Source organism: Hymenobacter sp. UYAg731 (assembly GCF_054061335.1).
In genome coordinates, this window is the sequence record NZ_JBSSEC010000001.1 from 702,573 (window position 1) to 722,326 (window position 19,754).

A 19,754-nucleotide genomic window follows, 5' to 3' on the forward strand; every position below is an offset into this window, starting at 1 on the left:
TCAGAGAATCTATTTCTCCCCCTCATGCACCGCCACCAGATTCTCCAGTAGCGCCTCCAGCAGCTTGCGCCCCTTCCAGACCGATTTCAGCCTGGCCTGAATCTGCTCCGCCGTCTGCACGAATTCCTGCTCTTCAGCCTGCGCGTGGTTTTCATCAGCCATGAGCTGCTCCACCATCGCCACCGTCATTTCAGGGTGAAACTGGAGGCCAATCACCCCATCGCCCCACACGAAACCCTGCGTCGCCGTGGCCGCCGACATGCCCACCCGCATGGCCCCCGGCGGCACCGTAAACGTGTCCAGATGCCAGTGCAGCACGGCCGCCTTCTCGGGCCACCCGCGAAGCAGCGGGTGCTCCAGCGACTTCACCGAAAACCGCACCGTCCAGAAGCCTATTTCCGGCGCGTGGTTGGGCCGCACCTCGCCGCCCAGCGCCTCGGCCACCAACTGCGCGCCCAGGCAAATGGCCAGCGTAATCGTGCCCGCCCGCAGCGCCTCGCGGATAAACGCCTTTTCGTCGCGCAGCCACGGCAGGCTTTCCTCGTCGTGTACGCTCATGGCCCCGCCCAAAATCAGCAGGCCATCAAAATCCGCCAAAGCCGGAAACTGCGGGTTAAGCTCAAACAACTTGGTGAACGTGAGCGAATGGCCGTGCGCGGCCAGCCAGTCGGCGGCGTGGCCGGGACCTTCAGCAGGCATATGTTGGAGGCAGTGGAAGCGCATATGCTTGTCTGATTAGGGAGTAAAAGAAGCACGTCATGCTGAGCTTGCCGAAGCATCTCTACCGCGAGAGTAATCCTTTCAATTGGGTTGCATTGCGCAGTAGAGATTCTTCGGCAAGCTCAGCATGACGTTCTATTATTCGGCTACCTTCCTCCTACTCCCACTCAATCGTCGCCGGCGGCTTACTCGAAATATCGTACACCACGCGATTGATGCCCCGCACCTGGTTGATGATTTTATTGCTCACCTCGGCCAGGAAATCGTAGGGCAGGTGCGCCCAGTCGGCGGTCATGCCGTCTACGCTGGTCACGGCGCGCAAGGCCACTACCCGCTCGTAGGTGCGCTCGTCGCCCATCACACCCACGCTTTGCACGGGCAGTAGCATGGCACCCGCCTGCCATACATGTTCGTAGAGGCCGTGCTGCTTCAGCAGGTTGATGAACACGCCATCGGCACGCTGGAGCAGGTCCACTTTCTCGGGCGTGATGTCGCCGAGGATGCGGATGCCCAGGCCGGGGCCGGGGAACGGGTGGCGGTTCAGGATTTCGGCGGGAAGCTCCAGCGCCGCGCCTACTTCACGCACCTCATCCTTGAAGAGCATGCGCAGTGGCTCCACAATTTTCAGGTTCATCTTCTCGGGCAGGCCGCCCACGTTGTGGTGGCTTTTGATGGTGACGGACGAACCGTGAACCGACACCGACTCGATTACATCGGGATAAATAGTACCCTGGGCCAGCCAGCGGGCACCCTCCACCTTCTGCGCCTCGCGGTCAAACACCTCAATAAAGGTGCGGCCGATGGCCTTGCGCTTACCTTCCGGGTCGCTGATGCCGGCCAGCGCGGCGTAGAACTCCGGCGCGGCGTTCACGCCGGTCACGTTCAGGCCGAGGCCTTCGTAGGCTTTCAGCACCGTGGCAAACTCGTCCTGCCGCAGCAGGCCGTTATCCACGAAAATGCCGTGCAGGCGCGGGCCAATAGCGCGGTGCAGCAGTAGCGCCGCCACACTACTATCCACGCCACCCGAGAGGCCGAGAATCACTTGGTCGTCGGGGCCAATGGTGTTTTGCAGCGCGGTCACGGCCGAATCCACGAAGTGGTCGGGAGTCCAGCTTTGGGCACACTCGCAGATATCCACCACGAAATTGCGCAGCAGTTGCTTGCCCTCGGTGGAGTGCGTCACCTCGGGGTGAAACTGGATGCCGTACGTCTGCTGGCCTTCGATTTTGAAAGCGGCCACCGCCACTTCCGGCGTGCTGGCAATGATGTCATAGCCCGGCGGCAGGCGCTGTATGGTGTCGCCGTGCGACATCCAGACCTGCGATTCCAGGTGCATATCGGCCAGCAGCGGCGAGGCCACATCGAGCGACGACAGGCGCGCCCGGCCATACTCCCGAATGGTGGCCGGCGTCACTTCGCCCCCGCCCTGCTGGGCCAGCAGCTGCGCGCCGTAGCACACGCCCAGCACCGGCACCTGGCCCAGGATGTGGCTCAGGTCAGGGTTGGGCGAGTCCGCATCGCGCACCGAGCACGGCGAGCCGGAAAGAACAACGCCCCGAATATCATCACTTAGGACGAGGTTCGGGGCGTGGGTGTAGGGGTGAATTTCGCAGAACACGTGCAATTCGCGGATGCGCCGGGCTATCAATTGCGTGTACTGCGAGCCGAAATCAAGGATGATGAGTCGTTCCATGGTGCAAAGGTAGGGAGCAGATAGAACGATAAAACTCCCCTCCTTAAAAAAGGAGGGGGTGCTGCCGCCCTGCGGCAGCTGGGGTGGTTGGACCCGTTGAACGATGGCTGAGCGATAACCCGCAGCCGTTTTTTAATAATTTTCAAAGGCTCATACGTCAGTCGTTCAACGGGTCCAACCACCCCAGCTGCCGCAGGGCGGCAGCGTCCCCTCCTTTTTTAAGGAGGGGAGTTGTCGTGCAGCCGCTTTCCTGACTATCTTTGCAACGGCAAGTCAGAACGACCAGCTCCCGCTGAACTCCCCCAGGACCGGAAGGTAGCAAGGGTAGGTGGTTGTAGCGGTGCGATTTTGGCTTGCTTTTTTTTGCCCTTTCCGGTCGGCCCCGATGCTGCTCTGTTCCGCAATTTTGGCGGGCGAATGAGTAGCTTTGGGGCCGACTTTTTTACTCCCCAAACGCATGAAATTCTTCATTGACACCGCCAATCTGGCCGAAATCCGCGAAGCCGTGGAGCTGGGCGTCCTCGACGGCGTGACCACCAACCCGTCACTGATGGCCAAGGAAGGCATTCGCGGCATCGACAACGTGATGGCCCACTACCGCCAAATCTGCGAGCTGGTGGACGGCGACGTGTCGGCCGAAGTCATTGCCACCGATTTCGACGGCATCATCCGCGAGGGCGAGGAACTGGCCGAGCTGCATCCCAACATCGTGGTGAAAGTGCCCATGATTAAGGACGGTGTGAAGGCCATTAAGTACTTCTCAGACAAAGGCATCAAGACCAACTGCACCCTGATTTTCACCGCCGGCCAAGCCCTGCTGGCCGCCAAAGCGGGTGCTACTTACGTGTCACCCTTCGTAGGCCGCTTGGACGATATCGGCCACGATGGCTTGCAGTTGGTGGAGCAGATTGTACAGATTTTCAGCAACTACGGCTACCCCACCGAAGTGTTGGCCGCCTCGGTGCGTCACGTTCCGCACCTCATTCAGTGCGCCGAAATTGGAGCCGACGTGGTAACCTGCCCGCTCAGTGTCATCATGGCGTTGCTAAACCATCCGCTCACGGAAAAGGGCCTGGTCACGTTCCTGGCCGACCACAAGCGCGTTAATTCTTAACGCTTAATTATGAGTTATAAATTATGAATTAGAAGTTTATACATCACTAGGCTGATGCGCTAACACCCCAATTCATAATTCATAATTCAAAACTCATAATTCCCGCCATGTACATCATCAAAGTAAAAGGCAAGGCCAAAATTCCCGACTACATTCAGCTGCGGGACGAAGCCTTTGTGCTCATTGCCTATTTCCGGGCCGACCGGCCGCTGAAGGACCTGCACCGCTACGGCCTCGAAGGCAAGGAAACGGAGCTGGCTGCTGTGATTTCGGGGCTGGAGTTTGGCAAATTGCGGCCTTTGAATTTGTAACCGTATGACCGAGAACGTTATTGAGCTGCACGATGCCACGATAATGCAGGAGCAGCAGGCCGTGTTGCAGGGCGTGAGTTTTGCGCTCGAAAAAAGCGCGTTTGCCTACCTCGTGGGCCGCACCGGTTCGGGCAAGTCCTCGCTGCTAAAAACGTTGTATGCCGACCTGCCGCTGCAGAGCGGTATGGGCACCGTGGCGGGCTTTTCGCTGCCGAAGCTGCCGGCCAGCAAGGTGCCGTACCTGCGCCGCAAGCTGGGCATCGTGTTTCAGGATTTCCAGCTGCTGAGCGACCGCACGGTGGCCGAAAACCTAATGTTCGTGCTCAACGCCACGGGCTGGAAGGGCAAGTCGCAGAAGCAGCAGCGCATTTCGGATGTGCTGGTGCGCGTGGGTCTGAGCGGGGCCGCCAACCGCATGCCGCACCGCCTATCGGGCGGTGAGCAGCAGCGCGTAGTCATTGCCCGCGCCATGCTCAATGAGCCGGTTTTGCTGCTGGCCGATGAGCCCACCGGCAACCTCGACCCCGACGTATCGGCTAGCATCATGCAGCTATTTGGCGAGATTAATAACGCCGGCACGGCTATTCTGATGGCGACGCACAATTTTCAGCTGATTGAGCAATACCCGCACCGCGTACTGACGTGCAAGGACGGCGAGCTGCTGGATTCGACCCGCCGCATTAGCTGATAAATTTCCGTCGTCAGGCCCTATTATTTCAGCGATGGCAGCAGCCGGTTTATCCGTTTTAATTCCGGTTTATAATCGTGCCGTTGGGGAGTTAATAAATTCGCTGCTCGCGCAGCTTACCGCCTGGCCCGGACCGGTAGAAATCCTGCTGCTCGACGATTTTTCCGGAGAGAAATTTCGCCGGCTGAACCGGCCGCTGGGCCGTTTGGCCAATGTGAGCTACCGCGAGCTGCCACAGAATGTGGGTCGCGCCGCCATCCGCAACCAACTGGCCACCGCCGCGCAGCACGAGTGGCTTCTGCTGCTGGACAACGACAGCCTGCTGCCCGACGCCCGATTTCTAGCCCGCTACGCCGCTGCCCGCCACCGGGCAGCCGTACTCATCGGCGGCACCTGTTACGAGGCCAAGCCGCCCGCCGACCCGGCATTGTACCTGCGCTGGCACTACGGCCAGGCCCGCGAAGCGCGGCCCGCCGCCGTGCGCCAGGCCGCGCCTTACGGCCAGCTCACCATCAACAATGCGCTGATTCGGGCCGACATTTTCCGGCAGTTTCCGCTCGATGAGCGCCTGACCGGCTACGGCCACGAGGACACCAAATTCGGGGTGGAGCTGGCAGCGGCGCAAGTCGCCATCCTGCACCTCGATAACCCCGTGCTGCACGATGGCCTGGAGCCGGCGGCCGTGTTCCTGCACAAAAGTGAGCAAGCCGTGTGCAACCTGGCCCAGGTGTACCGTCAGGACGGGTTGGGGACCGATTCGCGTCTGCTGCAACTGGCCCTGCGCCTGCACCGGCTGGGGCTGGCCCCGGCGGCCCGCGTCACGCTGGGCGCGGCGGTGCCGGCGGTGCGGCGGCAGCTACTTTCGGCCGCGCCGCGCCTGGCGCTGCTCGATTTACTGAAACTCTTCTGGCTGCTGCGGGAGCTGGCCTGAGTTTGGTCGGTATCTTTGGCGGCCTTCTTTTCCCGGTCTTATTTTGATTCTTCCCGCCCCGCCCTCCCCTATTCATCTGCTCGATTTGGCGGCTGAGCACGCGGCCCTGCAACCGGCTCTGAACGAAGCCATACGGGAGGTGCTGGATACGGCGGCTTTCATCCAAGGGCCGGCCGTGGGCCAGTTTGCGGCCGAGCTGGGCGAGTACCTGGGCGGCGCGCACATCATCCCCTGCGCCAACGGCACCGACGCCCTCACCCTGGCCCTGATGAGCCTGACGCTGCCGGCCGGAGCCGAGATTATCATTCCCGCCTTCACCTACGTGGCCACGCTGGAAGCCGCCGCCCTGCTGGGCCTGAAGCCGGTGCTGGTCGATGTCCGGCCCGATACGTTCAACATCGACCCGGCGGCAGTGGAAGCGGCTATTACGCCACGTACCGGAGCCATCATGGCCGTGCATTTATTCGGGCAATGCGCCGATTTGCAGGCGCTGCGTACGATTGCCACCCGCCACGGCGTGTCCCTGATTGAGGATAATGCCCAGGCCATCGGGGCCACATTTCAATTTAAGGACGGTGAAACAGCCTTTGCCGGCGCGGTGGGCGACATCGGCACCACGTCCTTTTTCCCCTCCAAAAACCTCGGTGGCCTCGGCGATGGCGGCGCGCTCCTCACCCGCGACGCCGCCCGCGCTGCCCTGCTTCACCAGCTGGCCAACCACGGCCAGAGCCGCAAATACCACCACCAGCGCATTGGCCTCAACTCCCGCCTCGACACCCTGCAAGCCGCCTTGCTGCGAGTGAAGCTCCGGCAGCTGCCCGCCAACACTGCCGCCCGCCAGGCCGTGGCCGCCCGCTACGATGCCGCCCTGGCCGCTGTCCCCGGCCTCGTCATCCCGGCCCGGGACCGGCGCAGCAGCCACGTTTTTCACCAGTACACCATTCAGGTGGCGGAGGCCGGCCGGCGCGATGCGCTGCAATTGTTTCTCAACAAGTGCGGGGTGCCAACCATGATTTACTACCCGCTGCCGGTGCATGCGCAGCCGGCTTATGCCTACCTGGGCTACCGGGCGGGGCAGTTTCCGGTGGCCGAGCGGCTGAGTGGGGCGGTGCTCTCGCTGCCCATTCATCCGCTGCTGACGGGGGAGCAGCAAGAATATATCATTGGGCGCGTTGGGTCCTTCTTTGGAAATTAATTCGGTTTTGTGAGTAACGCTACCCCTGAAGTTCGTTTTGCCATTTGCGGCGTGGGCCACATTGGCCGCCGCCACGCGGCGCTGGTTTCGCGCCACGAGGGTGCCGCGCTGGCAGCTTTGATTGACGTGCGCGCCGACCTTCAGCCCGGCCTCGCAGCCGAGTTTGCGGGCGTGCCCTTCTTCGCTTCGCTGGAAGAATACCTGCAATCCGGCCCGGCGGCCGACGTGCTCACCGTGGCCACGCCCAACGGCCTGCACGCCCCGCAAGCGGTGGCCGGCCTGCGCCACGGCCTGCACGTCGTCATCGAAAAACCCATTGCCCTGCACAAGGCCGATGCCGAAACCATTGTGCATACGGCGCTGCAAACGGGCAAGCTGGTGTTTGGCGTGATGCAAAACCGCTACTCGCCCCCCGCCGCTTGGCTGAAACAGGTGTACGACGAGGGCCGCCTGGGCCAGGTGTTTCTGGTGCAGCTGAACTGCTTCTGGAACCGCGATGCGCGCTACTACAAGCCCGGCGGCTGGAAGGGCACCCAGGCCCTGGATGGCGGCACCCTCTTCACCCAGTTCAGCCATTTCGTCGATTTACTGTACTGGGTGTTTGGCGATATTACCAACATTTCGGCCCGCTTCCGCGACTTCACGCACGAGGGCCTGACCGAGTTTGAGGACAGCGGCCTCGTCACGTTCGACCTGTTGCGCGGCGGCAGTGGTACGCTCAGCTACAGCACTGCCGTGTGGGACCGCAACCTCGAAAGCTCCCTCACGGTAGTAGCCGAGCGCGGCAGCCTGCGCATCGCGGGCCAGTACATGGACAAGGTGGAATACTGCCACCTCGAAAACTACCAGCTGCCCGCGCTGCCCCCCACCAGCCCCGCCAACGACTACGGCCCCTTCCAAGGCTCGGCCGCCAACCACGTCCAGGTAATCGAAAACGTGGTGGACACCGTGCAACGCCGCAGCTTCGCCACCACCAACGCGCTGGAAGGCCTGAAAGTGGTAGAGATAATTGAGCGGATTTACGCCCTGCGGTAGCTCTCCGCACCGTTCATTTTCCGTAACTTAGCCATATGCTACACGCCACTATCCTACCGCTGCTACCGCTTTTGCAGGCACTGTGCCACCGCTTGCGGGTGCAGCAGCTGTACTTGTTTGGGTCAGCCGTGACGGCGCATTTTAATGCCGCACGGAGCGACGTGGACGCATTAGTTATCCTATTGCCCATGGCCCCGCTGGAACAAGGCGAAACCTTGCTCACTCTCTGAGCAGAGTTGGAAACCCTCTTGCAGCAGCGGGTAGATTTACTCACGCCGGATTCCTTGCAAAACCCGTTTCTTAAAACCGAAATCGAACGCACCAAACAATTAATTTATGACGCCGCAATGACATAAACACCTGTTTGATATCCAGCGGGCCATTGAATTAAAATGGAAATACGCTTTTTTGCTCTCGCTTATTTCATTTATAACTTTTGACAAATGGTGGTATGCGTTAGTAGTTGATGGCACTGGCGAGTTTTTTTACGGGTTCCCATTGCCTTATACTTGCAAAATATTCCACACTTCAATGTCTGAGCAATTTTTCTTGATTGAATTTCTAATTGATTTTGCAGTATACTTTTCATTCTGGGTGGCATTCGTTCTTGTAATCAGCCGATTAAATCTGAATTTCAATGAAACAATTCAGAAAATCGCGCTTACAGTCATTTTAATACCAACAATTATTATATCAGGAATATCTATGCTATTCATACTAAATCCTGACAATTTATTTTATTTAAAAAGACCATTTGGTATAGAAGTTATGGAATCGGGATATAAGTTTATTTGGAACACGTTGGCTCGTCCAGATTATTTCAAATACCATCCTGAACGGAAGCCTCGGAATTAATTATGCTATTGGAGGGCAACGCACACTGCACCGGCCGCCCTCCACCAAAAAGCGCCGGGGCCTCCCAGCCCCGGCGCTTCGTCAGCTACTAAGAGTTATGCTTTGGCCACGGGCGGCACGGCAGATTCACACCACGGCCCCGCTCCAGCAAAACTCGTTGTTGGGCAGGGCGTACCACACGGCGTTTTCGTTCACGCGCTCGCCCTGCACCGTGCGCAGGAAGGGCAGCTTGGTGCCGGCCGGAATGAGCCGGGCGGGTGCCCGCCGGAACGGCTCACCCCGCCGCACATTGATGGCCGTGCGCGCCGTGACGGTGCCCGTCACTTCGGCCAGCGGGGCGGGCGGGGTGACAGTTTCCCCGGTGTAGCGGGCGTAGGCGGCGGGCACGTCCAGCAGCAGTTGGGCGTAGGAGCGGTGGCTGCGGGCGAGGCCCGATTTGGGGTCGGTTTTGCGGGCGGGGTCGAGGATGTGGTGGCCCACGATGTCACGGGCCGGGTCGAGCTTGAATTTCCAGCAGGCGTAGGCCAGCACCCACACGTAGCGCCGGTAGGCTTCGTCGGCGTTGATGTTTGGCCCGAAGCAGTATTCCACGCCAATGGCCGCATCATTGGCATTGCAGCCGTAGCGGCGGTTGTCTTCGCTGACGCTGTAGAGGACGTGCCAGGCCTTTTCGGGCGGGCCGGTGAGGGCGGGCACGCACTCCAGAATCTGGCGGTCATCGACAAACAGGTGCGCCGAGGCACTGACGGCATTGCGCGAGCCTTGGTAGTAGCTAACGTTGCCGGCCGCCGTCGAGCCGCTATTGCCGGTGTCGTGTACCACCAGAAACCGCACTTTCTGGCGCATGAGCAGGCCCGCCCGGCGCTTGCTGGGGGCCGTGAGGTAGCGGGCCAGAATGGGATATTCGAGGTCGGGAAACAAACGCATGGCAAGGAAATCAAAAAGGAAATCAGCCGGGAATCTGGTTCGGATTTTCGGTCGGGTCCAAGGTGTCGGGGTCGTTGGCGGGCGCATCCGGCCCCATGTCCTCCTCGGCCCGGAACTGCACGGCTCCGGTCACCGGGTCGGCCGATGACTCGGCGGGAGTTTCGCCGGCCATTCCGGCATCCGGCGCGGCGGCGGCTCCGTCCGTGTTCACCGTCACCACCACGGCGGGGGCGGCAGCCATTCCGGCGTCTTTGGCCAGCGGGCCAAACGTTGTAGCTGCCGCCGTTGTCAACTGATTGTCCGGCGTCTTGTTTTCCTGCGATTTCAGGCCCAGATACGTGGCGCTGCTGATGCCCAGAAGCAGGATTTCGTTCTCGTTCCACTCGGGTAGGGCCACGGTTTTGTACACGGTGCGAATGAACAGGTAGCCCAGCAGCAGCGTGAAGGCCACCTGTTGCAGGCGGTGGATGCTCACGCCCTGGTCGTCGGTCAGCATATCGAGCCACCAGCCGCGGCTGGGCGGGGGCGGCGGGGCCAGCGCACTGGTGGCGGGCTGGCCCAGCAGGCCGCCGAGCCCGGCCGTGCCCGCGCTGATGCCCAGCAACTCCAGCGTGGTGGTGGAAATATTCGTCATCTGGCCCGTCACGCAGTAGATGAGCAGGTAGGAGCCCAGCACCAGAAAGGTCCACCACGCCAGCTGGCTCTTGGCCAGGCTGAACATGGGCTCCTTGCCCACCGGCGAGTTCCAATTGGGCACCGAGTTGCGCAGCAGCCACGACTTGTGGGCCAGCAGCACAATGGCCAGCGCCAGCAGCGCCACCACCGCCAGGGCCACGGCCAGCGCCACCGGCCGCACCAGCTTCAGCCGGATGGGTTCCTGCGGGTACATGTTGGTAATCACCCGGTCATCGTAGCCCAGCCCAATCTTGGCGGGGTGGGCAAATTCCCACGGCGAGCTGTACACCACGTTCCAGTAGGGGTTGGTGCTTTGGTGCCGGGTGAGGTGGAAAATGATTTTGGTGAGCGTATCCACCGGCGCGGCCACCTGGCCGGAATCGGGCGGGGCAGCGAGCGGCGCATCGGCCGGGGGCAGCGTGTGCATCGACTCGGGCGGCATCCCAATCAGCGGGGCATCGTCGATGTAGAGCACCAGCCGCCGCGCCTGCGCCCGGGCCTTGGCGGGGTCCATCTGGCCCCGTATCAGGCGGGTTTCCTCTTCGTGCAGGTAGTGGGCCAGGCCCGCCACCTCCAGCGTGATGTAGGCGTCCAAGGCGAAGACGGAGTCCTGCCTGGGGTCGGCGGTATTGTAGAGCTTCAGAATGCGCGGCGGGGGGCCGGGGGCCGCCTGCCCGGGCCGGGCGCACAGCGCGAATGCAAGGCTCAGGAAGCCGGCGGCCAGCCACGCGGCGGGCCGCCGTTTCCAGCGAAGGGTAGATTTTATCATGCAGAAAAAATGGCGCGGAATACTGGCTAAATTTTTCTTATTCAGCCACTAAACCCAGTGAAGTGGGGCCGAAATATACACCAATTTTACACCGATGGCATTTTTATCCGATAAAATTTCCTCTTGCCCTTAATTACGCTGATACCGAAACTTACTTCTTCGCATCCACGAAGTTCTGGAAGGCGTAGGCCACGCCGATGGTGAGGCCCTGCGAGTATTGCACGCCGGGGTCCTGGTCGTAGTCGTAGAGGACGATGCCGTTGAGGGCCACATTGATGTACTTGCCCACTTTGGCGGTGAGGCTGAGGTCGAGACGGTGGTCGATTTCCTGGAAATTCAGGTGCTCGTAGTTGGCAAATAGGACATAGCGGGCCTTGAGGTTGACGTTGGGGCTGATGTTGCGGTCGTATTCGGCCAGCACCTGCGCGGCCAGCACCTCGAAGCGGGTGCTGTGGCCGGGGTTCACGCCGTAGGGCTTGTCGCCGAGGGCAGCCACGAAGCGTTCGACGCGGTTGACCACCGTGAGGCGCGGGGCGAAGGGCGCGAGGCGCACATGGAAGTAGGTAGTGGGATGGTACTCGAAGCCATAAGCGGCCGTGATGAAGGCCGGCGCGAAGGAATCGGAGGTGAGCTGGGCGCGGTCGTAGCCGGCGGAGTCGACGTCGTATTTATAGCCGGGGGCAAATTGCGAGAGCAGGTTCAGCGACAGAAACATATCCCAGCGCTCATTGAGGGCGCGGCCGTATTTGGTATCGAGGTAGAGGCGGTCCTGCCCCTTGCGGTAGCCCAGGCCCGTTGTTTGGGAGAAGGCGAAGAGGAAATCGGCCTCGTTGTCGAAGCTGTGGATGCCGCTTTTGCGGTTGGCCTTGGCATTGAACAGGGCGTTAAAACCGACGGTATTGGCACCGCCGCCGCGCCAGTTGGTGCTCAGGATGGCTTCGTTGAGGCCAAGTCCGGTTTTGATGGACTTGTGCCAGAGCGGGTCGGGCGTGGCAGATGGGGCAGCTGCCGGAATGACGGCCGGCGTGGTCTGGGCTACGGCGGTGGGCACGGCCAGCGCCAAGGCGGCCAGGGTCAGGAGGAAACGTTGGTTCATGGCAGGAGCGGATTGGTTGAGCGTGTAAATATCGGCGGCGTAGCGGGCTCACGCAGCCTCAGCCCGCAAGCTCGGCATTACGGATACTATTCTATTTGTCTATATTTATAACGCAAGACTGGTTAAGAATATAAAGCTGCCGGGAGCCGCTGCCGGGCGCATTGTTATTTCATCCTTTTAGCCGAAGCGCATGAGCTTGTATCAACTCATTTATCAGAGCCAATCGCTGGTGCCCTTTGAAACCCCAGAACTTGTCGCGCTACTCACGCAGTGCCGCGCCAACAACCTGCGCGACGGCATCACCGGCCTGCTGCTGTACACGCCCGACGGACGATTTCTGCAAGTGCTGGAAGGCTCGCCCGAGGCCGTGCGGCGGCTATACCACCAGTACATCGCCGTCGACCCGCGCCATTTCAGCTGCCGGGTATTGAGCGAAGGCTACTGCCCGCACCGCGCCTTTGCCGACTGGCGCATGGGCTTCCGCGTGGCGCAGCCCTAACACCTGCGCACCCTGCTGGGCTACGTGCCGCCCGATTCGCCCGCCCTGCTCGTGCCGCGCCCCCACACCCGCCCCGAGCTGCTGGAGCTGCTGCGCGATTTCGTGGCCCAGGGTGAGGTAGAACCCTGGCTGGAACACCCCCTCATCTAGCGGGGCGGCTTTCGTGCTACTGCCGGGGCTGGTATCTTTACCCCAATGCCTGCTTCGCCCGCCCCCTACCCAATTGCTGCCCCGGCCACGCCGGGCGCGGCTCCGGTTTCCTTCCTGGCCGCCACCGCCCGCGAGCTGCTGGACCACTACGGCTCCGGTCCGCTCGATGAGCTGTCCGACATCGTGGTCATCGTGCCCACACGCCGCGCCGTGGTGTATTTGAAGAACGAGCTGGCCCTGGCCCTGCCCCTGGGTGAGCCGCTGTGGGCGCCCCGCGTAGCCGCCATGGAAGACTACATGGTGGAGCTGGCCGGCGTGCAGGTAGAGGAGCCCATTGCCCTGCAACTGCTGCTCTTCGACATCCTGAAGGGCATCGACACCGGGCTGGACTTTGACAAGTTCGTGGGCTGGGCCGGGATGCTGCTCAGCGACTTCTCCAACCTCGACCAGAACCTGGCCAACACCCACAAGGTGTTCGAATACCTGAGCGAAGCCAAGGCCCTGGAGCGCTGGGACCTGGCCGCCCTGCCGCCCAAAAGCCAAGCCGCCGCGCACTCCTTCAGCTTCTGGAACCAGCTCGAACGGGTGTACCACGAGTTGAACAAACGGATGCTGGCCAACCACCTCGCCTACCCCGGCCTGGCCTACCGCCGCGCCGTGGAGAAGCTTGAGAAGCAGCTGAAAGACCCAGCCGCGCCCACGCCGGCCCGGCACGTTTTCGTGGGCCTGGGCAATTTATCGGCCTCGGAAGAGAAGTTAATTCAACTGCTGCGCAAGGCCGGCCGCGCCGAAATCCGCTTCGACGGCGACCCGTTTTACCTTGAGGAAGGCTCCCCCAACCGCGCCGGCCAGCACCTGCGCCGCTACTTCAAAGACTGGAAATTACCCCGTGACAACTTCGGCGGCTGGGTCGAATACCTGCGCGGCCAGCCCCACCACATCCGCTACCTCGGCGTGGCCAACCCCAGCATGCAGGGCAAGCTGGCCGGCCAGCTCCTGGCCGAAGCCCGCCAGCGCTACCCCGACGCCACCGTAGCCGTGGTGCTGCCCGACGAGACCCTGCTCCTGCCCGTGCTCCACGGCCTGCCGCCCAACGAAGTGCCCGACTACAACGTGACCATGGGCCTGAGCTTCCAGGCCACGCCGTTGTTCAATCTGGTCGATTTGCTATTCGAAGTCCACCTCACCGGCATCCGCGAGGGCAGCCAGGAAACGGGCTACGGGGTACCACGCTACCACCATTTGGCGGTCACGAAGCTACTCTCGCACCCCTTCCTGCGCCGCTACCAGCACTGGCAAGACCAGCAGGCCGACCAGCCCCAGTACCACGGCATCCTCGACCAGATTTGCCGCGAAATCGTGCGGGTGAATGCCGTGCTGCTGCCCGCCGAAGAGCTGCTAAAAATGGGCGCGCACCACCCGCTCATCGAAGCGCTGTTCAAAACCTGGAACAACTGCGACGACATCATCGCCGCCTGCTACACCGTCATCGACCTGCTGCGCCAGGTGTATTCGGCCGAAATTGCCGACACGGACCGCGAAACCAGCATTGGTGCCGAATATCTGTACCTGTTCTACACCCTCGTCAAGCAGCTCGATTCGGCCTTTGATTGCCGCGAGCAGCGCCTGTCGGTGCGCTCCTTCCGCCGCTTCCTGTATGAGCAGATGGGCCGCACCCGACTGCCCTTCTCCGGTGAGCCACTGGCCGATGTGCAGGTAATGGGCCTACTGGAAACCAGGGCGTTGGATTTCGACCACCTCATCATCCTCAGCTGCAACGAGGGCGTGCTGCCGGCCCCCAAGCGCCAGCAGTCGCTGTTTCCGTACGATGTGCTCACCACCGCCGGCTTGCCCACCTACGCCGATGCGGAGGCCATCACGGCCTACAACTTCTGGCGCCTGCTGCAACGTGCCCAGCGAGTTGATTTGGTGCACGTCCTGCCCGGGGCCGAGGGCATGAAAAGCGGCGAGCGCAGCCGCTTCCTGCTGCAATTGCAGAACGATTTACTGCCCCAAAACCCGCAGCTCACGCTGGAGGATTTAACGGTTTCAGTAGCTGGTCCAGAAGTCGAAGTCGGAGTTAATCCCTACGAAGGCGACCTGGTTCTCGAAAAAGACCCCGAAATGCTGGCCGCCCTGCGGGGCGTGCTGGAGCGCAACATCTCGCCCTCGCGCCTCAACGATTTCATGGCTTGCTCGCTGCGCTTCTACTTCTCGAAAGTGGCCCGTTTCCATGAAAACGACGCGGTAGAAGAAACCCTCGAAGCCAGCAGCTTCGGCACCATGATACACGAGGCGCTGGAAAACCTCATGCTGCCCTTCGAGCAAGCCGCCCGCCAGATTACGGCCGAGGACATTCCCGAACTCATCCGCCAGGCCCCGGCCGAAGTGCAGCGCGCCCTGCGCCAGGAAGCCACCGAAAAGCACGCCCGCGCCGATGAAGGTCTGAATCACGTCTATGGCCAGGTAGCCACCCGCCTAGTGGTGCGCCTGCTCGAAAGCCTGACCGAGCAGCCCGGTCTGCTCCCCATTCGCCTATTTGGGCTGGAAAAAGAGCTGGCCGCCACCGTATTCGTGGACGTACCGGGCCAGTCCGAGCAATTGGCCGTGCGCCTTTTCGGCTTCGCCGACCGCGTGGACGAGCTGCCCGACGGCCGCCTGCGCGTGGTCGACTACAAGTCCGGCCTCGTGAAAAAGAGCGACCTCCAGCTGCGCGGCTACCGCGACAAGCTCAGCCCCACCGAGGCCGTCGACCGCCTGTTGCACGAAGCCAGCAGCAGCGCCGACAAGGTGCGCCAGCTCTGGCTCTACCGCCTCATGCTGGCCCACACCGCCGGGCGCGAAACGGCCGAAACCGCCATCCTTTCGCTCCGCAACATCGACGAAGGCCTGCTCTCCGCCGACCTAAGCTTCCTCACCGAGGGCGGCGAAGATTTCGTGGCCGTTTCCGAGGACTTGGTGCGTAAAATTGCCCTTCGCATCCTCGACCCTACCGAGCCCATCCGCAAAACCGACGACTTCACCAAGTGCGAGTATTGCCCCTACAAAGGCATCTGCGCACGGTAGTTAAACTCAAAGCGCGCCAAAACGAAATACTTTATTTAAATTGAATTATGCTTAATGTGATGGAGCCTAATAATTTTCATGATGGCATTTTGCAGCGTTTGACAGTGGATATCGAAGCCAAACAAACGCTCCTGAAGTTGAAGCAGTGGAATCTACCTGATGATGACCATTACATAATTTCAGAATTAACGTTTGACGAGGTAGAATGGCAGGATTTCGAGGGTTTCAATAGTTTCAATTGCCTATCTGACATTGAAGTAGGAGACAGTTTTGAAGATTTTGCCAGATATAAAAAAGAATACCTAGCTAGGATGCATAATTACTTTTCAGTTGGAACCCTTGAAAGTATAAAAGCTGATAATTCACTCAAGTACTATTATCTAAATTCAACATCTGGACTTGATGGCTTCATCATTTGCAAAAAGCTTTTAATAATTGAAACCCAGTATCAGGCAAATGCCAGCTGATGCTATAAATAACAATCAACTCACCTCATGCAAGACCAGAACACCAAAGACGAATTCATGCAAGCCGCCATCGACGAAGCCCGCCTGGGCCGGTCGCAGGGCGGTATTCCCATAGGCTCCGTGCTCGTGCGCGACGGCAAAATCATCGGCCAGGGCCATAACAAGCGCGTGCAGGAAGACAGCGCCATCAAGCACGGCGAGATGGATTGCCTAACCAACGCCGGCCGCCAGCGCAGCTACCGCGACACCGTCATCTATACCACGCTGATGCCCTGCTACATGTGCGCCGGCACCATCGTACAATTCAAAATCCCCAAGGTGATGGTGGGCGAATCGCGCACCTTCGGCGAATCCCGCGCCTTCCTCGAAAGCCACGGCGTGGAAGTAGTGGATTTAAACCTGCAGGAGTGCGTAGACATGATGAATGAGTTCATCGAAGCGGAGCCCGCCCTCTGGAACGAGGATATCATGGAGGAATAAGACCCCGTCTTTTCAGGCATTAAGAAGCACGTCATGCTGAGCGCAGCCGAAGCATGACGTGCTTCTTCTCGTCCGGCTTCCGGTTTGCAAGCGCTACTTCCGTAGTACCCGCCGCGTGAAATCCGACAGTACCAGCGTGCCGCTGATGCCGGCGCGCTCGGTCAGCAGCATATCCCAATGCTCGGTGCCCTGCCAAAAAACCTGTTTCATGGCCCGAGTAGCATCCGGCGCGTAAGCCGCCATTTTCGCGGCAAAGGCCGCTACCGCAGCATCCAGAGCCGCTACATCCTCCACTACTTCGGCGTACAAACCTTTTTCCTTCGCCCAGGCGGCGGTGCGAAATTCGCCCGCATCCAGCGCCAGCTGCTGAAAGGCCGAAGTACCAATCTTGCGCTCCACCGCCGGCCCCACCACGAAGGGCCCGATGCCCACGGCCAGCTCGCTCAGCTTCACGGCCGCGTGCTGGGTGGCGAAACAGTAGTCGGTAGCGGCGGCCACGCCCACGCCACCACCCACGGCCTTGCCCTGCACCCGCCCGATGATGATTTTAGGCGCGGTGCGGCAGGCGCTAATTACCCGCGCAAAGCCGGAGAAAAATTCCAGGCCCTGCTCTTTGGTTTCGATGGTCAGCAGCTCGTCGAAGCTGGCCCCGGCGCAGAAGGTGCGGTCGCCCTCGCTGCGTAGGATGATGACTTTCGTGGCCTCGTCCTGCCCGGCACGGGTGATGGCCTGGGCCAAATCATTCAGCACGCGGCTGGGCAGGGAGTTGTGCGAAGGGTGAAAAAAGGTGATGGTGGTGATGCCGACGGCATCGGTTTCGGCCAGAACGTGGCCGGCGGTGAGGGTATTGCTCATGGGTGAATTGCATTGAAAAAGAACGGTCATGCAGAGCGCAGCGAAGCATCTTTACCGCAGCAGTAATCCAATCGAAAGGATTAGTGGTGGCGGGCAAGATGCTTCGCTGCGCTCTGCATGACCGTTCTTTTGGATTGATTTTATTCTTGATTCTTTTTCTTCACCATTGTCAAAATGGTAGCCACGGCCACGGTTTCGCTGGTTTCATCGGTTACCGTCACCAGCCAGCGCACAATGCCTTTGGCAATGTCGGTTTCGTCGCGCTTCTCCTGACCAACTTTCTCCTTCACCGTCAGCTTCACGCCGATGGTGGTGCCCGGGTACACCGGCTTGGTGAAACGGCATTCGTCCAAGCCGTAGTTCAGCAGTACCGGGCCTTTGCGCGGGTCCACGAACATGCCGGCCGCTTTCGAAAGCACGTAGTAGCCGTGAGCCACGCGGCCGGTGAAGAGCGTGCCTTCCAACGAAGTTGCATCGACGTGGGCGTAGAAATTATCGCCCGAAATGCCCGCGAAGTTGGCAATGTCGGCCTCGGTCACGGTATGCTTGTGAGTGGTATAGGTTTCGCCGATTTCCAGCTCCTCAAAGTATTTCTGGAACGGATGCTTGTCGTATTCCACCTGCTTCGCGCCGGTCTGGTACACCTCCGTGATGGCCGTAATCATGCTCGGCGAACCTTGCAAGGCCACGCGCTGCATGAAATGCTCTACGCCCCGGATACCGCCCATCTCCTGCCCACCACCGGCCCGCCCAGGGCCACCGTGGATGAGCTGCGGCAGCGGCGAGCCGTGGCCGGTGCTTTCCTTCGCCATCTCGCCGTTAATCACCAAAATACGGCCGTGGTGCGTAGCTGCACCGAGCACGAATTCCTGCGCCGTGCTTGGGTCGTTGGTCGCCAGCGAGCACACCAGCGAGCCTTTGCCCATATTGGCCAGCGTCACGGCTTCGGCGATATCGTGGTAAGGCATCAGCGTCACCACCGGGCCGAAAGCTTCAATTTCGTGGCTGTCGAGGTGCTTGAAGGGCTCTTTGTTCAGTAGCACGATGGGCGAGGTGAAGGCACCTTTGGCGAAATCAGCGCCGCGCTCCTTGCCCAGCAATTCTACGTTATCAAGGTTGCCGTACACGATAGGCGTGTTTTGCGCCAGGTGGCGCACTCGCTCGCGGAAGATGTCGGCCTGCGCCCGGCCGGCCAGCGCCCCCATACGCACGCCGTCGGCCTGCGGGTGGCCCACTATGGTTTGGGCCAGCAGCTTGCCGAGGGCAATCTGCACGTCCTCCAACAGATTTTCGGGCACGATGGCGCGGCGGATGGCCGTGCATTTCTGGCCGCATTTAGCCGTCATCTCCTTGCGAATTTCCTTCACAAACAAGTCGAACTCCGGCGTACCGGGCTTCGCGTCCGGTCCCAGCACGGCGGCGTTCAGCGAGTCGGCCTCCATCGTAAATGGCACGGCTTCTTCAATGATGCGCGGGTGGGCGCGCAGCTTGCGGCCCGTGGCGGCCGAGCCGGTAAACGTCACTACGTCCTGGTAGGTGACGTGGTCGAGCAAGCCCTGGCCCGAGCCCACCACCAGCTGTAACGCGCCTTCTGGCAGGATACCGGAGGCTATGATTTCGCGTACCACGGCCTCGGTGAGGTAAGCCGAGGGCACGGCGGGCTTCACCACGGCGGGCATGCCGGCCAACAGGTTCACCGCAATTTTCTCCAGCATGCCCCAGATGGGGAAGTTGTAGGCGTTGATGTGGATGGCCACGCCCTCACGCGGCACCAGCAGGTGCTGGGCCATGAAGGTGCCGCCCTTGCTCAGCCCCACCGGCTCGCCCTCCACGTAAAACGGCTTATCGGGAAACTTGCGCCGCAGCGAAGCATTGGCAAACAGGTTGCCGATGCCGCCCTCAATGTCAATCCACGAATCGGCCCGCGTCGCGCCGCTCCGGTAGCTCAGCTCGTAAAACTGCTCCTTCTTGCTATCCAGGTGAAAAGCCAGCGCCTTCAGCATCCGGCCCCGCTCGTGGAAGGTCATGCGGCGCAGTTTGGGGTTGCCCACGCGGCGGCCATAGTCGAGAATCTGCTCGAAGTCGAAGCCTTCCGTGTTAGCCAGGGCGATGACTTCGCCGGTGCTGGCATCGAGCAACTCCTGGGGCGAATTGCCGCCGGAAGTCCAGCGGCCGAGGGTGTAGTTTTCGAGGGTGGGAGTCATAGCAGGTAGCGCATGGGTTAGCTT

At 60.8% G+C, this 19,754-nt stretch carries 19 protein-coding genes and 1 other RNA gene; 13 read left to right on the forward strand and 7 right to left on the reverse strand.

The annotated features are described in order from the left end of the window. Positions 1 to 9: 9 nt before the first annotated feature. Complete coding sequence (locus tag ACVWYF_RS03005) at positions 10 to 699, reverse strand: type 1 glutamine amidotransferase (protein ID WP_457064466.1); 690 nt, start codon at positions 697 to 699, stop codon at positions 10 to 12. 178 nt (positions 700 to 877) lie between these two features. Then, positions 878 to 2,413, reverse strand: a complete 1,536-nt coding sequence (guaA, locus tag ACVWYF_RS03010) for a glutamine-hydrolyzing GMP synthase (protein ID WP_457064468.1) — start codon at positions 2,411 to 2,413, stop codon at positions 878 to 880. Between the two features lie 265 nt (positions 2,414 to 2,678). Between guaA and ffs the strand changes: the two genes are divergently transcribed. The 8 genes from ffs to ACVWYF_RS03050 all read left to right on the forward strand — a co-directional run bounded on the left by ffs (position 2,679) and on the right by ACVWYF_RS03050 (position 7,917). After that, positions 2,679 to 2,776, forward strand: an RNA gene (gene ffs / locus ACVWYF_RS03015) — signal recognition particle sRNA small type. A gap of 94 nt (positions 2,777 to 2,870) precedes the next feature. Then, on the forward strand, positions 2,871 to 3,527 hold the full coding sequence (gene fsa / locus ACVWYF_RS03020) for a fructose-6-phosphate aldolase (protein WP_457064470.1): 657 nt from the start codon (positions 2,871 to 2,873) through the stop codon (positions 3,525 to 3,527). A 107-nt stretch (positions 3,528 to 3,634) separates the two neighbouring features. Then, a complete protein-coding gene (locus ACVWYF_RS03025; protein WP_168675501.1) occupies positions 3,635 to 3,838 on the forward strand; it encodes a fructose-6-phosphate aldolase in 204 nt (67 codons plus the stop codon). Between the two features lie 4 nt (positions 3,839 to 3,842). Next, positions 3,843 to 4,526, forward strand: a complete 684-nt coding sequence (locus tag ACVWYF_RS03030) for a cell division ATP-binding protein FtsE (protein WP_457064472.1) — start codon at positions 3,843 to 3,845, stop codon at positions 4,524 to 4,526. 34 nt (positions 4,527 to 4,560) lie between these two features. Next, a complete protein-coding gene (locus ACVWYF_RS03035; protein WP_457064474.1) occupies positions 4,561 to 5,457 on the forward strand; it encodes a glycosyltransferase in 897 nt (298 codons plus the stop codon). Positions 5,458 to 5,500: 43 nt separating this feature from the next. After that, positions 5,501 to 6,652, forward strand: a complete 1,152-nt coding sequence (locus tag ACVWYF_RS03040; RefSeq protein ID WP_457064476.1) for a DegT/DnrJ/EryC1/StrS family aminotransferase — start codon at positions 5,501 to 5,503, stop codon at positions 6,650 to 6,652. A gap of 9 nt (positions 6,653 to 6,661) precedes the next feature. Further along, complete coding sequence (locus ACVWYF_RS03045; RefSeq protein WP_457064478.1) at positions 6,662 to 7,687, forward strand: Gfo/Idh/MocA family protein; 1,026 nt, start codon at positions 6,662 to 6,664, stop codon at positions 7,685 to 7,687. A gap of 35 nt (positions 7,688 to 7,722) precedes the next feature. Further along, the gene (locus ACVWYF_RS03050; RefSeq protein ID WP_457064480.1) at positions 7,723 to 7,917 is read left to right on the forward strand and encodes a nucleotidyltransferase domain-containing protein; all 195 of its coding nucleotides are present in this window, start codon (positions 7,723 to 7,725) and stop codon (positions 7,915 to 7,917) included. Between the two features lie 751 nt (positions 7,918 to 8,668). Here ACVWYF_RS03050 and ACVWYF_RS03055 read toward each other — a convergent pair. The 3 genes from ACVWYF_RS03055 to ACVWYF_RS03065 form a co-directional block, all read right to left on the reverse strand. Continuing rightward, a complete protein-coding gene (locus ACVWYF_RS03055; RefSeq protein WP_457064482.1) occupies positions 8,669 to 9,469 on the reverse strand; it encodes a peptidoglycan recognition protein family protein in 801 nt (266 codons plus the stop codon). A 22-nt stretch (positions 9,470 to 9,491) separates the two neighbouring features. Further along, positions 9,492 to 10,913, reverse strand: a complete 1,422-nt coding sequence (locus ACVWYF_RS03060; protein WP_457064484.1) for a hypothetical protein — start codon at positions 10,911 to 10,913, stop codon at positions 9,492 to 9,494. Positions 10,914 to 11,064: 151 nt separating this feature from the next. After that, the gene (locus tag ACVWYF_RS03065) at positions 11,065 to 12,009 is read right to left on the reverse strand and encodes a DUF3078 domain-containing protein (RefSeq protein WP_457064486.1); all 945 of its coding nucleotides are present in this window, start codon (positions 12,007 to 12,009) and stop codon (positions 11,065 to 11,067) included. Between the two features lie 190 nt (positions 12,010 to 12,199). Here ACVWYF_RS03065 and ACVWYF_RS03070 point away from each other — a divergent pair, with 190 nt between their 5' ends. From ACVWYF_RS03070 to ACVWYF_RS03090, 5 genes are read left to right on the forward strand one after another with little or no spacing between them, the layout of a single operon-like run. Continuing rightward, positions 12,200 to 12,508, forward strand: coding sequence for a BLUF domain-containing protein (locus tag ACVWYF_RS03070; RefSeq protein ID WP_457064488.1), 309 nt, complete (start codon positions 12,200 to 12,202; stop codon positions 12,506 to 12,508). A 24-nt stretch (positions 12,509 to 12,532) separates the two neighbouring features. Further along, a complete protein-coding gene (locus ACVWYF_RS03075; protein WP_457064490.1) occupies positions 12,533 to 12,658 on the forward strand; it encodes a hypothetical protein in 126 nt (41 codons plus the stop codon). Between the two features lie 45 nt (positions 12,659 to 12,703). Then, positions 12,704 to 15,724: a PD-(D/E)XK nuclease family protein gene (locus tag ACVWYF_RS03080; protein WP_457064492.1), complete on the forward strand. Its 3,021-nt coding sequence runs from the start codon at positions 12,704 to 12,706 to the stop codon at positions 15,722 to 15,724. A gap of 47 nt (positions 15,725 to 15,771) precedes the next feature. Then, positions 15,772 to 16,191, forward strand: coding sequence for a hypothetical protein (locus ACVWYF_RS03085; RefSeq protein ID WP_457064494.1), 420 nt, complete (start codon positions 15,772 to 15,774; stop codon positions 16,189 to 16,191). Between the two features lie 27 nt (positions 16,192 to 16,218). Then, the gene (locus ACVWYF_RS03090) at positions 16,219 to 16,671 is read left to right on the forward strand and encodes a nucleoside deaminase (RefSeq protein WP_457064496.1); all 453 of its coding nucleotides are present in this window, start codon (positions 16,219 to 16,221) and stop codon (positions 16,669 to 16,671) included. Positions 16,672 to 16,764: 93 nt separating this feature from the next. On the opposite strand, the gene ACVWYF_RS03095 is transcribed toward ACVWYF_RS03090, so the two are convergent. Further along, positions 16,765 to 17,526: an enoyl-CoA hydratase/isomerase family protein gene (locus ACVWYF_RS03095; RefSeq protein WP_457064498.1), complete on the reverse strand. Its 762-nt coding sequence runs from the start codon at positions 17,524 to 17,526 to the stop codon at positions 16,765 to 16,767. A 140-nt stretch (positions 17,527 to 17,666) separates the two neighbouring features. After that, positions 17,667 to 19,730 carry a phenylacetic acid degradation bifunctional protein PaaZ gene (gene paaZ / locus ACVWYF_RS03100; protein WP_457064499.1) on the reverse strand — a complete coding sequence of 688 codons (2,064 nt, stop codon included), beginning with the start codon at positions 19,728 to 19,730 and terminating at the stop codon, positions 17,667 to 17,669. Positions 19,731 to 19,754 lie beyond the last annotated feature (24 nt).